The organism is Streptomyces sp. NPDC059850, from assembly GCF_042731515.1.
GTDB lineage: Bacteria > Actinomycetota > Actinomycetes > Streptomycetales > Streptomycetaceae > Streptomyces.
This window is the reverse complement of sequence record NZ_JBHWJI010000049.1, coordinates 39271-53129: the sequence shown is the minus strand read 5'-3', so window position 1 is coordinate 53129 and position 13859 is coordinate 39271. Positions and strand designations below refer to the sequence as shown.

Below are 13859 nucleotides of genomic sequence, written 5' to 3'. Positions count from 1 at the left end.
GCGCTCGCGGCAATGCCGACAGTTCGGTCATGCGCGTTGACACCCCCACCGGCGTACTGGTGGGCTCGTCGCCGATTGGCGCCTTTTTGCGGCCAGATCGACGGGGCCAGCTATCTGAATCGAGGAGACGCCCGTGCACTTCCGGGGGAAGAGGCCGAGGGCAGTGGGGGCGACGGCCATGGCGGCCGCGGTCATCGGCGGACTGCTCGGCGGCGCCCAGGGGGCGAGCGCCGCACCCGTGGACGATCCCGGCACCGCCGGGGCCTCCACACCGGACACACCGGACCGGAACAGCACGGGGGACGTACCGCCCGTCTGGCCTCGGCCCCAGTCGCTGCGCGCGCAGGGGGCGGACGTGGCGATCCCCGGCGAGGCCACGCTCATAGCCGACGGCGACGCCGATCCGTACGCGCTGGACGCGCTGCGCGCCCTGCTGCACGACGCGGGGGTGCGTACGGTCAGCGAGGCCACCCCCGGGGGCACACCCCCGGCGCGCGGGCTCGTGGTGCACGCCGGAGGCAAGGGCGCGCAGAGCGCGTTGCGGGCGCTGCGGGCGCCGGAGCGCGGCGACCTCCCGTCCGGCGGCTACCGGCTTGCCACCGGCCGGGTGGACGGGCGGGCCACGGTCGCGCTGGACGGCGTCGGGCAGGACGGCCTCTTCCACGCCGTCCAGACGCTGCGCCAGCTGCTCGTCCAGCGGTCCGGACAGGAGGCCAGGGCCTTCGCCGGGGTCACCGTCCGCGACTGGCCCGGTACGGCGGTCCGCGGCACCACCGAGGGCTTCTACGGCTCCCCCTGGTCGCAGCGGGACCGGCTGGCCCAGCTCGACTTCATGGGCCGCACCAAGCAGAACCGCTACCTCTACGCGCCCGGCGACGACCCGTACCGCCAGGCCCGCTGGCGCGATCCGTACCCCGCCGAGCGGCGCGCGGAGTTCCGCGAGCTGGCCACCCGTGCCCGCGCCAACCATGTGACCCTCGGCTGGGCGGTCTCCCCCGGCCAGGAGATGTGCTTCTCCTCCGACAGCGACCGGAAGGCGCTGCTGAAGAAGGTCGACGCCATGTGGGCGCTGGGGGTGCGCTCCTTCCAGCTCCAGTTCCAGGACGTCAGCTACAGCGAGTGGCACTGCGACAAGGACGCCGACACCTTCGGCTCCGGCCCCGAGGCGGCCGCGAAGGCGCAGGCCACGATGGCCAACGCGCTGGCCCGCCACATCGCCGGGCGGCACCCGGACGCGGCTCCGCTCTCGCTGATGCCGACCGAGTACTTCCAGGACGGCGACACCGAGTTCCGGCGCGCGCTGGCCGCCGAGCTGGACACCGCCATCGAGGTGGCCTGGACCGGCGTCGGGGTGGTGCCCAGGACGATCACCGGCGGTGAGCTGGCCGACGCCCGGGCCGCCTTCGGCCACCGGCTGGTCACCATGGACAACTACCCGGTCAACGACTACGCCCAGGACCGGATCTTCCTCGGCCCCTACACCGGCCGGGACCCGGCCGTGGCCACCCAGTCCGCCGCCCTGCTGGCCAACGCCATGGAGCAGCCGACCGCGTCCCGCATCCCGCTGTTCACGGCGGCCGACTTCGCCTGGAACCCGCGCGGCTACCGCCCCCAGGAGTCCTGGCAGGCGGCCATCGACGACCTGGCCGGGCCCGACGACAAGACCCGCGCGGCGCTGCGCGCGCTCGCCGGGAACGACGCGTCCTCGGTGCTCAGCGCCGACGAGTCCGCGTATCTGCGCCCCCTGACCGACGCCTTCTGGGCGACGGTCGGCCACACCGACGTGGAGCGGCTGGACCGGGCGGCGAAGCGGCTGCGCGCGGCGTTCGTCACCATGCGCGACGCCCCCGAGCGGCTGTCCGGGACGCTGGGCGAGGACGTACGGCCCTGGCTGGACCAGCTCGGGCGCTACGGCGACGCGGGCGTCCAGGCCGTGGACATGCTCACCGCCCAGGCGCACGGCGACGGCGACAAGGCCTGGACGGCGCGGCTGGCGGTGGAGGGGCTCCGCGAGAAGATCGCGGACAGCCGGGTCACGGTCGGGAAGGGCGTGCTGGACCCGTTCCTGAAGAAGGCCCTGGCCGAGGCGGACGGCTGGACCGGCGTGCACCGGTCGAGCAAGGAGAAGCTCCGTACGCACGAGGCCGACCGCGCGGCCGCCGACGGCAAGGCGACCACCACGGTGGTCTCCCCGGGCAAACCGGTCACCGTACGCTTCGGCCGCACCCGCCCGCTGGCCTCGGTCTCCGCGCTCACCGGGCGGTCCGCCGAGGACTCGGGCACGGTCGAGGCCCATGTGCCGGGCGAGGGCTGGCGCAGCCTCGGCGCGCTGGCCTCGGACGGCTTCACCCAGGTCGGCGGCAAGGGCCTGCGGGCCGACGCGGTCCGGCTGAACTGGGCGGCGGGCACCACCCCGCCCACGGTGCACGAGATCACCCCCTGGTTCGCCGACACCCCGGCCGCCACGCTGCGACTGTCCCGGGGGTCCGTGGACGCGGAGGTCGGCGGGGAGTCCGCGACCATCGAGGCCGAGCTGACCTCGCTGCGCCCCGGCGATGTGAACGACAAGCTCACGCTGCGCACCCCGCAGGGCATCACGGCCCGGGCCCCCGAGGGGGCGGTGGCCCCGCGCGGGGCCACGGCGACCGTCCGGATCGAGGTGTCCGTCGACAAGGACACCAAGCCGGGCACATACGCCGTACCGGTCCGCTTCGGAGCGGAGAAGCGGATGCTGACGGTCCGGGCCCTGCCGCGCACCAGCGGCCCCGACCTGGCCCGTGCGAAGGGGACGAAGGCCAGCTCGTCCGGCGACGAGACGCCCGACTTCCCGGCGTCCGCGGCGGTCGACGGCGACGCCAGGACCCGCTGGTCCTCCCCCGCCGAGGACGGCGCCTGGCTCCAGCTCGAACTGGCCCGCCCGACCCACCTCGGGCGGCTCGACCTGCGCTGGCAGGACGCGTACGCGGCGCGCTACCGGGTCCAGGTCTCGGCCGACGGACGCAACTGGCGCACGGCGGCGACCGTCACGGACGGCCACGGCGGCCGGGAGATGGTGGGGGTGGACGCCCCGGACACCCGGTTCGTCCGCATCCAGGGCATCGAGCGCGGCACCCGCTTCGGCTACTCGCTCTGGTCGGTCGCGGCGTACGCGGTGGAGAAGGGCGAGAAGTAGCCCTTCGGCCCGCCCCCGGTGCTGGCCGGGGGCGGGCCGAAGCGGCGCGCCGGAGGCTGATCGGACCTCAACGCGAATCGGGCCTCAACAAAGCACTGAGCCCGGTATCTCAGGCGGATTTGCCATCGATCCGGGCCATCGCGTCGTCCGCGCCGAATGCCTCCAGGTACGGCATCCAGCGCGGGTCCCTATGGCCGGTGCCGATGATCCGCCAGGCGAGGCCGGACGGCGGCGCGGGTTGATGACGCAGCCGCCAGCCGATCTCGGCGACGTGCCGGTCGGCTTTGACGTGATTGCACCTGCGGCAGGCGGCGACCACGTTTTCCCAGGTGTGCTGCCCGCCACGGCTGCGCGGGATGACGTGATCGACGCTGGTTGCGACGCCACCGCAATAGGCGCATCTCCCGCCGTCGCGGGCGAACAGGGCGCGGCGGGTAAGCGGGACGGGCCCGCGAAAGGGCACCCTCACGAAGCGCTTCAGCCTGACGACGCTGGGAGCGGGGATCGCGTGGGTTGCGCTGTGCATCAGGGCGCCTGAGTCCTCGAGGCTGATGGCCTTGTCGTTGAGGACGAGAATGAGCGCGCGGCGGAGCGGTACGACGCCGAGCGGCTCGTACGACGCGTTGAGGACCAGGACATGCGGCACGGATGCCTCCTTGTACGCCGGCGGCGCGTGGCTCGCGCCGGGACGATCTCCCCCAGTTTCCCCTGAACCCTGGCCGGAACGCCACTATCACCGGGTTAACGGTTGAGAGGCATTTCCGCGTACCGCTCGTATACGGCCCGCACACACCGCTCACGAGGCCTTCAGAACTTCGTGGAGTGGCAAGAATCACGGCCCGGGCGGCCCCGGAGCCGATCTTGTGGCCCTCCGGGAGATCCGGTGAGCGGCGGAAACCGCGAGCTGAGGCCGATCCCCCTGCTTTCGTGCGCCCCCCGAGCGCCTTCGCGCGCTCTCGAACACAGGAACGGCGGTTTCCCGCGCCCGGCTACTGTGTGAAGGAATTGCGCGTGCGCCAACCGCGCGGGCATGCCGTACACGAAGGGTTTCCGCTGTGTTCTGGTCCGCTGCTCTGGCCGCTGACTCGACGCCTCGTCCTACCGCCCCGACGACCCTGGACGATGCGCACCGGAGCGCCACCAACGCCGCGGGCTGGGTGGAGGAGAACTGGTCCACCTGGCTCAGCGTCGGGCTGCGTATAGCCCTGATCCTGGTGATCGCGTTCGTGCTCCGGACCGTCGTCCGGCGGGGGATCACCAAGCTGATAGAGCGCATGAACCGCACGGCCCAGGCCGTGAACGGCACCGCGCTCGGCGGCCTGTTGGTGAACGTCGAACGGCGGCGGCAGCGGTCCGCGGCCATAGGCTCGGTGCTGCGCTCGGTCGCCTCGTTCGCGATCATGGGGACCGCGGGGCTGATGATCCTCTCCGCCCTGCAGATCAACCTGGCGCCGCTGCTCGCGAGCGCCGGTGTGGCGGGTGTGGCGATCGGTTTCGGCGCCCGCAACCTGGTCACCGACTTCCTCTCCGGCGTCTTCATGATCCTTGAGGACCAGTACGGAGTGGGCGACTCGGTCGACGCCGGGGTGGCCTCCGGCGAGGTGATCGAGGTCGGCCTGCGCGTCACCAAGCTGCGCGGGGACAACGGCGAGATCTGGTACGTCCGCAACGGCGAGGTCAAGCGGATCGGCAACCTCAGCCAGGGCTGGGCGACGGCCGCGGTGGACGTGCAGATCCGCTCCGACGAGGATCTGGACCGGGTCCGCGAGGTGATCAACCAGGTCGGCGTGGACATGGGCAAGGACGAGCCGTGGAACGAGCGGCTCTGGGAGCCGATCGAGGTCCTGGGGCTCGCCGCGGTCTATCTGGACTCCATGGTCGTCCAGGTCTCGGCGCGGACCATGCCGGGCAAGGCGCTCGGCGTCGAGCGCGAGCTGCGCTGGCGGATCAAGAAGGCGCTGAACGAGGCGGGCATCCAGCTGGTCGGCCACCCGCCCGAGGCGAACATGGCGACCGACGCGGCCGACGGGTCGGCGGGCATGAACGCGCCGTCCGCGCTGGCCAACCCGGACTCGCCGCAGTCCGTGGCGGCCAGCCCCCTCACGCCGCCCGCGACGACGACCCCGGCACCGGCGCCTCCCACGAAGTAACGGGCCGAGCACACCGCGACAAGACACCAAATCCGGACGCTCCCACCCATTGACGCCACCCCCGCGCCGCCTTACCTTCCTCTTCATCGATAGGAAAGTTTCTTAACAGAGTGAGGCGGGGCACCACCATGGCGGCACCACCCCCCGGCAACACCCCAGGCGGCACCCCCGGGACCCCCCGGGTCCTGCGCGCCATGAACGACCGGGCCGCGCTGGATCTGCTGGCCGCGCACGGCCCGCTCACCCGGACCCGGCTCGGGGAGCTGACCGGGCTGTCCAAGCCGACCGCTTCGCAGCTGCTGACCCGTCTGGAGTCCGCCGGGCTGGTCCGGCCGACCGGCAATGTGACCGGCCGCCCCGGGCCCAACGCCCAGCTGTACGAGATCAACCCGGCCGCCGCCCATGTCGCCGCGCTCGCCGTCGACCAGGAGGGCATCAGCGCCGCCATCGCCGACATCACCGGCCAGGTGGTCGGGGAACACCGGGTGACCGCTCCCACGACCGACGAGTCACTGACCGGCCGCACCGCGGAGCTGGTGGCCGAGGCCGTCGACGGCGCCCTGGCCGCGGCCGGGCTCGTACGGGCCGACCTGCACGGGACCGTCATCGGCACCCCCGGCGCGCTCGACCCGCGCACCGGGACCCTGCGGTACGCGCCGCACCTGCCGGGCTGGCAGTCGCGCGCCCTGCGGGACGAGCTGGCCGAGGTGCTGCACACCCCGATCGTCATCGAGAACGACGTCAATCTGGCGGCCGTCGCCGAACAGCACCACGGCGCCGCCCAGGACTTCGACGACTTCGCCCTCGTCTGGGCCGACGAGGGGGTCGGCGCGGCCATCGTGCTCGGGGGCACGCTGCTGCGCGGGGCCACCGGCGGCGCCGGAGAGATCGGCTACATGCCGCTGCCGGGGGCGCCGCTCGCCCGTGGCGGGCCGGACGCGGCGGCCCGGCCGGACGCGGGCGGCGGGTTCCAGAAGCTGGTCGGCTGCCCCGCCGTCGTGGACCTGGCGCGGGAGCACGGCATCGAGGCGCCCACGGCCGCCAAGGCGCTGACCGCCGCGCTGCGCACCCCGGGGGCGGGCGACGAGGTGCTGACCGAGCTGGCCCGGCGGCTGGCCACCGGGCTCGCGTCCGTGGTCGCGGTGGTCGACCCGGAGCTGGTGGTGCTGTCGGGGGAGGTGGCGCAGGCCGGTGGGGAGCGGCTGCGCGAGCTGGTCGAGACCGAGCTGACGGGGCTCGCACTGCCCCGGCCGGAATTGCGGATCAGCGATATCGAGGGGGATCCGATACTCATCGGCGCGCTGCGTCAGGCGGTCGCCGATGCCCGTAACACCGTTTTCGATACGGCCTGATTTCGGCCTCTTTCCTCCCCCGCAAGGAAGTACCGCCATGCCACCAAGACTGGCTGTTCTCGCGTCGGTGCTCAGCGCCGGTGCCCTTCTGCTGGCCGGTTGCGCCAATCCCAGCACCGGCAGCGCGACCGACGATCCGACCAAACCCGTCACGCTGAAGTTCTGGCACGGCTGGTCGGAGAAGAACGAGGTCAAGGCGATCGATGACAGCATCGCCCGGTTCGAGAAGCTCCACCCCAATATCAAGGTGAAGACCACCGGCAATGTCACCGACGCCACCTTGAACCAGGCCCTGCGGGCCGGCGGGAGCGACGCTCCGGACGTGGCCTCGTCGTTCACCACCAACAATGTCGGGCAGTACTGCTCGTCCGGGATGTGGGCGGATCTCGACCCGTTCATGAAGAAGACCGGGCTGGACAAGAACAAGGTCTTCCCCAAGACGCTCCTGGACTACACCAGTTACGACGGCGACCAGTGCGCCCTGCCGCTGCTCGCCGACGCGTACGGCATGTACTACAACAAGGACGCGTTCAAGGAGGCCGGGATCTCCCGGCCGCCGCGCACCATGTCGGAGCTGAAGCGGGACGCCGTCAAGCTGACCAAACGCACCAAGAACGGCGGTTATGAGCGGGTCGGCTTCATGCCGAACTTCCGGCTCTACCAGAACAGCCCGGACCGCCTCTTCGCCCAGTGGGGTCCGACCTACTTCGACAAGGACGGCAAGGCGCAGCTGGCGAAGGGCAGCGCCGCCAAGGACTTCTTCGCCACCACCCGGGACCTGGTGAAGAGCCAGGGCGGCTACGGTCCGCTGGAGAAGTTCCGTACGTCCTTCGGCGACGAGATGTCCTCGCAGAACGCCTTCCTCACCGGCAAGCTGGCCATGCACATGGACGGCGAATGGCGCGGCCTCTTCATGAAGGGCGCGAAATTCAAATGGGGCACCGCTCCCCTGCCGGTGCCCGACGACCAGCCCGAGACCTACGGCCGGGGCTATCTCACCGGAACGGTGATCGGCATAGGGCACAGCAGCACCCACCAGAACGCCGCCTGGGAACTCGTGAAGTTCCTGACCGCTGACACCAACCAGGTCGTCTCCTTCGCCAACGCCATTCACAACGTACCGTCCACCAAGGCGGCGCTCACCTCCCCCAAGCTCGATCCCGACCCCACCTTCCGCGCCTTCCTGGACATCGCGCAGAACCGATACAGCACCGCCCTGCCCGCCTCGATCAACGGCGGACAGTACGTGGTCTCCCTCCAGGACTTCTCCTATGGCGTCGAAGAAGGCAAGAAACCCGATCTGGACAAGGGCCTGAGGGAACTGGACAAGGAAATCGACGCCGACAATCTCCAGGCCCAGAACTGACGGAGCGCGACATGGCCACAGTGATGAACAACCCCGCCCTGCGCCGCAAGGCCGTGCGCGAGCGGCTGCGCACCCTCGGTTTCCTCTCCCCCTGGCTGGTCGGTTTCACCGTCTTCTTCGGCTATCCGCTGGTCGCCACCGTCTATTTCTCCTTCATGCACTACAACCAGATCGAGACCCCGACCTTCGTGGGGCTGCGGAACTGGCGGTATGTGTTCGAGCAGATGCCGCTGTTCGGCCCGGCGCTGTGGAACACGCTCTGGCTGGTCGTGGTGATGGTCGCGCTGCGGGTCGTCTTCGGCCTCGGCATCGGCCTTCTGGTCACCAAGGTGAAGTCGGGCGTCGGTTTCTTCCGCACCGCTTTCTACCTTCCGTATCTGGCTCCCCCGGTGGCGGCCACCGTCGCCTTCGTCTTCCTGCTGAACCCCGGCACCGGTCCGGTGAACGACATTCTCGGGACGATCGGGATCTCCGCCCCCAACTGGTTCAACGACCCGACATGGGCCAAGCCCTCGCTCGTCCTGCTGTCCCTGTGGGGCATCGGCGATCTCATGGTCATCTTCATGGCGGCGCTGCTGGACGTGCCGAAGGACCAGTACGAGGCGGCCGACCTGGACGGCGCCAACGCGCTGCACAAGTTCCGCTATGTGACCTGGCCGTCGATCACCCCGATCGTGATGTTCGCGGTCGTGACGGGCGTCGTCCAGACCATGCAGTACTACACCCAGGCGCTGGTGGCCGGAAAGCTCGCCTCCGGCGTCAGCATCGGGCCCGGTTCGGTCATCCAGCCCGGCTATCCCGACCACTCCACCCTCACCGTGCCGCAGCTCGTCTACTCGCTCGGCTTCCAGAACTTCAACACCGGAGCCGCCTGCGTGCTGTCGCTCGTACTCTTCGCGATCGCGATGGCGGTGACGACGCTGCTGATGCGTCGGCGCGCCGGCCTGCTGTCGGCCGAGGACTGAGAGGACCCGTCCGCCATGACCGCAACCACCACCACGCTCACCGCGCCCTCCGCGCCCGTCCGTCCCCGCGCCCGGCGCTCCCCCGCCCCGGCCGCCCGCCGCCGCGCCGCGCTCCACTGGATCGCCGTGCACACCGTCGCCATCGCCGCGGCGCTCTTCTTCCTGCTGCCGTTCGTCTTCGTCTTCCTGACCGCCGTGATGAGCGACAGCCAGGCGATGAGCGGCGCCCTGTGGCCCACCGAATGGCACTGGTCGAATTACGCCGAGGTCTTCCGGACCCCCGGTTTCCTCGACTGGTGGCGCAATTCGCTGATGTACGCCGTGCTCGGCACCCTGTTCACGCTCTGTTCGTCCATTCCGGTCGCGTACGCGCTCGCCAAGTTCCGCTTCCGGGGCCGCCGTACCGCCATGCTTCTGGTCATCTCGACGATGATGCTGCCGCCGCAGGTCATCGTGGTGCCCATGTATCTGGTCTGGGCCCAGCAGTTCCATCTGTCGGGCTCGCTGTGGCCGCTGATCATTCCGATGGCGTTCGGTGACGCGTACTCCATCTTCCTGCTGCGCCAGTTCCTGCTGACGATTCCCCGGGAATACCTGGAGTCGGCGCGGGTCGACGGCTGCGGGGAGTTCCGCACCCTGCTGCGCGTCATCATTCCGATGGCGAAGCCGGGCATCGCCGCCGTCGCGCTCTTCCAGTTCTTCTACTGCTGGAACGACTACTTCGGCCCGCAGATCTACGCCGCGCAGAACCCGGGCGCCTGGACGCTCAGTTACGGGCTGGAGAGCTTCAAGAGCGCGCACAGCGTCAACTGGAACCTGACGATGGCCGCGACCTTGCTGGTCATGGCCCCCGTCATCATCGTCTTCTTCTTCGCGCAGAAAGCCTTCGTCGAGGGCGTCACACTGACAGGAGTCAAGGGTTGAAACTCGCAGTCGTGGGGGGCGGTTCCACCTACACCCCCGAACTCATCGACGGGTTCGCCCGGTTGCGGAATGTGCTCCCGATGGAGGAGCTGGTCCTGGTCGACCCGGCCGCCGACCGGCTGGAGCTGGTCGGCGGGCTCGCCCGCCGGATCTTCGCCAAGCAGGGCCATCCCGGGAAGGTCTCCTGGACCGACGACCTGGACAAGGGCGTGGACGGCGCCGACGCGGTGCTGCTCCAGCTGCGCGTCGGCGGCCAGGCCGCCCGCGCGCAGGACGAGACCTGGCCGCTGGAGTGCGGCTGCGTCGGCCAGGAGACCACCGGCGCGGGCGGGCTCGCCAAGGCGCTGCGTACCGTCCCGGTCGTCCTGGACATCGCGGAGCGGGTGCGCCGCCGCAACCCGGACGCGTGGATCGTGGACTTCACCAACCCGGTCGGCATCGTGACCCGGGCGCTGCTGACGGCCGGGCACCGGGCCGTGGGCCTGTGCAATGTCGCCATCGGCTTCCAGCGGAAGTTCGCGAAGCTGCTGAACGTGGCGCCCGGGGAGGTGACGCTGGAGCACGTCGGCCTCAACCACCTCACCTGGGAGCGGTCGGTGCGCGTCGGCGGCCCGGACGGCGAGGACGTGCTGCCGGGGCTGCTCGCCGAGCACGGCGACGCGATCGCCGACGACCTGCGGATGCCGCGCGACCTGGTGGACCGGCTGGGCGTCGTCCCGTCGTACTACCTGCGCTACTACTACCAGCACGACGCCGTCGTACGGGAGCTGCGCACCAAGCCGTCGCGGGCGGCGGAGGTGGCGGCGATCGAGCGCGAGCTGCTGGAGATGTACGGCGACCCCGCGCTGGACGAGAAGCCGGAGCTGCTGAGCCGCCGCGGCGGCGCGTTCTACTCGGAAGCGGCGGTCGATCTGACCTCGTCGCTGCTGCGGGACAGCGGGGAGGTACGCATCGTCAACGCGTTCAACGACGGCACCCTGCCCTTCCTGCCCGACGACGCGGTGATCGAGGTCCCGGCGGCCGTGAACGCACAGGGCGCGAAGCCCCTGCCGGTGCGCCCCCTGGAGCCGCTGTACGCCGGGCTGGTCGCCCATGTCACCGCGTATGAACACCTGGCGCTGGAGGCAGCGTTGAAGGGCGGGCGGGAGCGCGTCTTCCAGGCGCTGCTCTCCCACCCCCTCATCGGCCAGATCGACTGCGCCGAGAAGCTGACCGACGACCTGATCGCGCACAACCGGGAGCACCTGGCGTGGGCCTGACGCAGTCCGAACCGGCCGGTTCCGCACCGGCCTCCACCAGCTCCGCCGCGCCGGGGCCGTCCGTGCTGGCGATCGACGCGGGCAACAGCAAAACCGATGTCGCGCTGATCGGCCCGGACGGAACCGTGCTCGGCACGGCCCGCGGCGGCGGCTTCCAGCCGCCCATCGTGGGCACCGGGCGGGCCGTCGGCGCGCTCGCGCGGCTGGTGGAGGAGGCCGCGCGGCAGGCCGGTGGCACCGGCCCGCCGCGAGTCGGGCACGTCTCCGCGTGCCTGGCCAACGCCGATCTGCCGAGCGAGGAGAAGGAGCTGACGGAGGCGCTGACCGGCCACGGCTGGGGCGACACCGTCACGGTCGCCAACGACATCTTCGCGCTGCTGCGGGCCGGGGCCGCGGACGACGGCGAGCCGACCGGCGTCGCCGTCGTCTGCGGCGCCGGGATCAACTGCGCGGGGCTCGGCCACGGCGGGCGCACCGCCCGCTTCCCCGCCATCGGGCGACTCTCCGGCGACTGGGGCGGCGGGGGCTTCCTGTCGGAGGAGGCGCTGTGGTGGGCGGCCCGCGCGGAGGACGGCCGGGGCGAGCCGACCGAGCTGGCCCGCGCCCTCCCGGCGCACTTCGGCCTGACCACGATGTACGAGCTGATCGAGGCCGTTCACCTGGGACGGCTGGAGGCCTCCCACCGCTATGCGCTGACGCCGGTGCTCTTCGCGGTGGCCGCGGGCGGCGACGCGGTCGCGCGCGCGATCGTCGACCGGCAGGCGGAGGAGGTGGTCACGATGGCCACGGTCGCGCTGACCCGGCTGGACCTGCTGGCCGAGGAGACGCCGGTGATCCTGGGCGGCGGGGTGCTGGCGGCCCGGCATCCGCAGCTGGACGGCCGGATCCGCGAACTCCTCGCGGAGCGCGCTCCGAAGGCCGCGCCCCGGGTCGTCACGGTCCCGCCCGTGCTCGGCGCGGCGCTGCTCGGCCTGGACCGCACCGGCGCGCCGCCGACCGCGTACGCCCGGCTGCGGGCGCACTACGACGGGGCTGCGGAGGCGGCGCCCGCCGAGGGCCGGATGGAAACTGACAGTGACGAAATGGGAACCGGGAGTCCCTCCCGAGCGTAATAAAAAGGGGAGGGAAGATCGCGATCCGAGCAAGATCCAGGCAAGACCGGTGACCTTGTCGGGGGGCGCGGTCCATACTTCTGCGGACAGTGACCGTGGGGTCCGGACCAAGGGGGAGGTCTCGTGTCACATCAGTCGGCTCTGTCGACCACCAGCAGACCCGCGCCGCCACCCGCGCCCGCGGCCCCGCCGCGGACCGCGTGGCGGGAGGGCCTGGACCGGTTGCGGACCGCGGCCACGACGGAGCCCGGGCGGCTGCGGATCATCGGAGCCGTGCTGGCCGCGCTGGTGGTGGCGTTCGGGGCGGTGACGGCCTGGCAGGTCTCCGCCCGGGAGACCGCGGCCGACGCGGTGGCCGAGCACAGCCAGCCGCTGAGCGCGGACGCCGCGCGGATCTACCGCTCGCTGGCCGACGCCGACACCACGGCGGCGAGCGGCTTCCTGGCGGGCGGCCGGGAGCCCGCCGCGGTGCGGCGGCGGTATGAGCGGGACATCGACACCGCGTCCGAGCTGCTGGTGCGCGCCGCGGCCAACACGGAGGGTTCGGCCTCGGCGCGCACCGAGATACGGAAAATCAGCCAACTGCTGCCGGTCTACACGGGGCTGGTCGAGTCCGCGCGCGCCAACAACCGCCAGGGCCTGCCGCTGGGCGGCGCGTATCTGCGGTATGCGAACGACACGATGCGCACCCGGCTGCTGCCCGCCGCCGACCGGCTGTACGAGGCGGAGACGGCCCGGCTCGGCGAGGACTACGGGGACGCGAAGTCCTGGCCCTGGGTGGCGATAGGGGTGGGCGTGGTCGCGCTGGCCGCCCTGGGCTGGGCCCAGCGCCGCAACTACCGGCGGACCAACCGGGTGTTCAACCACGGTCTGCTGGGCGCGTCCGCCGCCGCCACGGTGGTGCTGGTGTGGCTGGTGGCCGGTCATGCCATCGCGCGGGCCGAGCTGAACGACTCCGACGACCACGGGGCGAAGTCCCTGCGGGTGCTCAACGAGGCGCGGATCGCCTCGCTGCGGGCCCGCGCCGACGAGAACCTGACGCTGATCGCCCGTGGCGCGGTCGTCGTCGACAAGGACGGGGCCAACAAGGGCAAGGACGCCTACGAGGTCAGCTATGCCTCGCGGATGGCCGGGCTGGTCGGCAGCGGGCCAGGTGGCCCTCCCGCCGGGGGCAGCCTGCTGGACCGGGCGCGGGATCTCGCGGACGACGGCGGGGGCCGGGAGCCGGTGGAGGCGGCCGCCACGGCGGTCCGCGCGTGGCAGGCCCGCCACAAGGCGGCCCGCGGCGCCGATGACGCGGGCGACTACAAGGACGCGCTGGCGAAGGTCATCGGTGCCAAGGACAGCACGGGCGCGTCCTTCGACCGGGTGGACGACGAGCTGGCGAAGGCGCTGGACCATGAGCAGCGGCAGTTCCAGCAGGCCGCGGACAGCGGGCGCGGGGCGTTCACCGCGCTGGCGGTCGGGGCCGGGGGGCTGGCGGTGCTGGGCGCGGCGGGCGCGGTCCTGGGCATAGGCCGCAGGCTGTCGGAGTACCGGTGACGGCGACGGGGGGCGGA

At 71.7% G+C, this 13859-nt stretch carries 10 protein-coding genes; 9 read left to right on the top strand and 1 reads right to left on the bottom strand.

Features of this window, described 5'->3' with window-relative positions; genetic code table 11:
- Window positions 1-178 precede the first annotated feature (178 nt).
- Entirely contained in the window at window positions 179-3172 is a 2994-nt protein-coding gene (locus tag ACFV9T_RS31680) for a beta-N-acetylglucosaminidase domain-containing protein (protein WP_385445895.1), read from the top strand.
- A gap of 109 nt (window positions 3173-3281) precedes the next feature.
- Here the strand turns inward: ACFV9T_RS31680 and ACFV9T_RS31675 are convergent, their stop codons facing one another.
- A complete protein-coding gene (locus ACFV9T_RS31675; protein WP_385445894.1) occupies window positions 3282-3818 on the bottom strand; it encodes an HNH endonuclease in 537 nt (178 codons plus the stop codon).
- 409 nt (window positions 3819-4227) lie between these two features.
- Here ACFV9T_RS31675 and ACFV9T_RS31670 point away from each other — a divergent pair, with 409 nt between their 5' ends.
- The 8 genes from ACFV9T_RS31670 (at window position 4228) to ACFV9T_RS31635 (ending at window position 13842) form a co-directional block, all read left to right on the top strand.
- Window positions 4228-5322: a mechanosensitive ion channel family protein gene (locus ACFV9T_RS31670; RefSeq protein ID WP_385445892.1), complete on the top strand. Its 1095-nt coding sequence runs from the start codon at window positions 4228-4230 to the stop codon at window positions 5320-5322.
- 128 nt (window positions 5323-5450) lie between these two features.
- A complete protein-coding gene (locus ACFV9T_RS31665; RefSeq protein WP_385445890.1) occupies window positions 5451-6674 on the top strand; it encodes an ROK family protein in 1224 nt (407 codons plus the stop codon).
- Between the two features lie 37 nt (window positions 6675-6711).
- A complete protein-coding gene (locus tag ACFV9T_RS31660; RefSeq protein ID WP_385445889.1) occupies window positions 6712-8040 on the top strand; it encodes an ABC transporter substrate-binding protein in 1329 nt (442 codons plus the stop codon).
- Between the two features lie 11 nt (window positions 8041-8051).
- On the top strand, window positions 8052-9005 hold the full coding sequence (locus tag ACFV9T_RS31655; RefSeq protein ID WP_385445888.1) for a carbohydrate ABC transporter permease: 954 nt from the start codon (window positions 8052-8054) through the stop codon (window positions 9003-9005).
- Window positions 9006-9020: 15 nt separating this feature from the next.
- Complete coding sequence (locus ACFV9T_RS31650) at window positions 9021-9929, top strand: carbohydrate ABC transporter permease (protein WP_385445887.1); 909 nt, start codon at window positions 9021-9023, stop codon at window positions 9927-9929.
- Complete coding sequence (locus ACFV9T_RS31645) at window positions 9926-11188, top strand: 6-phospho-beta-glucosidase (RefSeq protein ID WP_385445885.1); 1263 nt, start codon at window positions 9926-9928, stop codon at window positions 11186-11188. The genes ACFV9T_RS31650 and ACFV9T_RS31645 overlap by 4 nt, the downstream gene beginning before the upstream one ends.
- A gap of 62 nt (window positions 11189-11250) precedes the next feature.
- Entirely contained in the window at window positions 11251-12300 is a 1050-nt protein-coding gene (locus tag ACFV9T_RS31640) for an N-acetylglucosamine kinase (RefSeq protein WP_385445916.1), read from the top strand.
- Between the two features lie 123 nt (window positions 12301-12423).
- On the top strand, window positions 12424-13842 hold the full coding sequence (locus ACFV9T_RS31635) for a hypothetical protein (RefSeq protein ID WP_385445884.1): 1419 nt from the start codon (window positions 12424-12426) through the stop codon (window positions 13840-13842).
- Window positions 13843-13859: the final 17 nt, after the last annotated feature.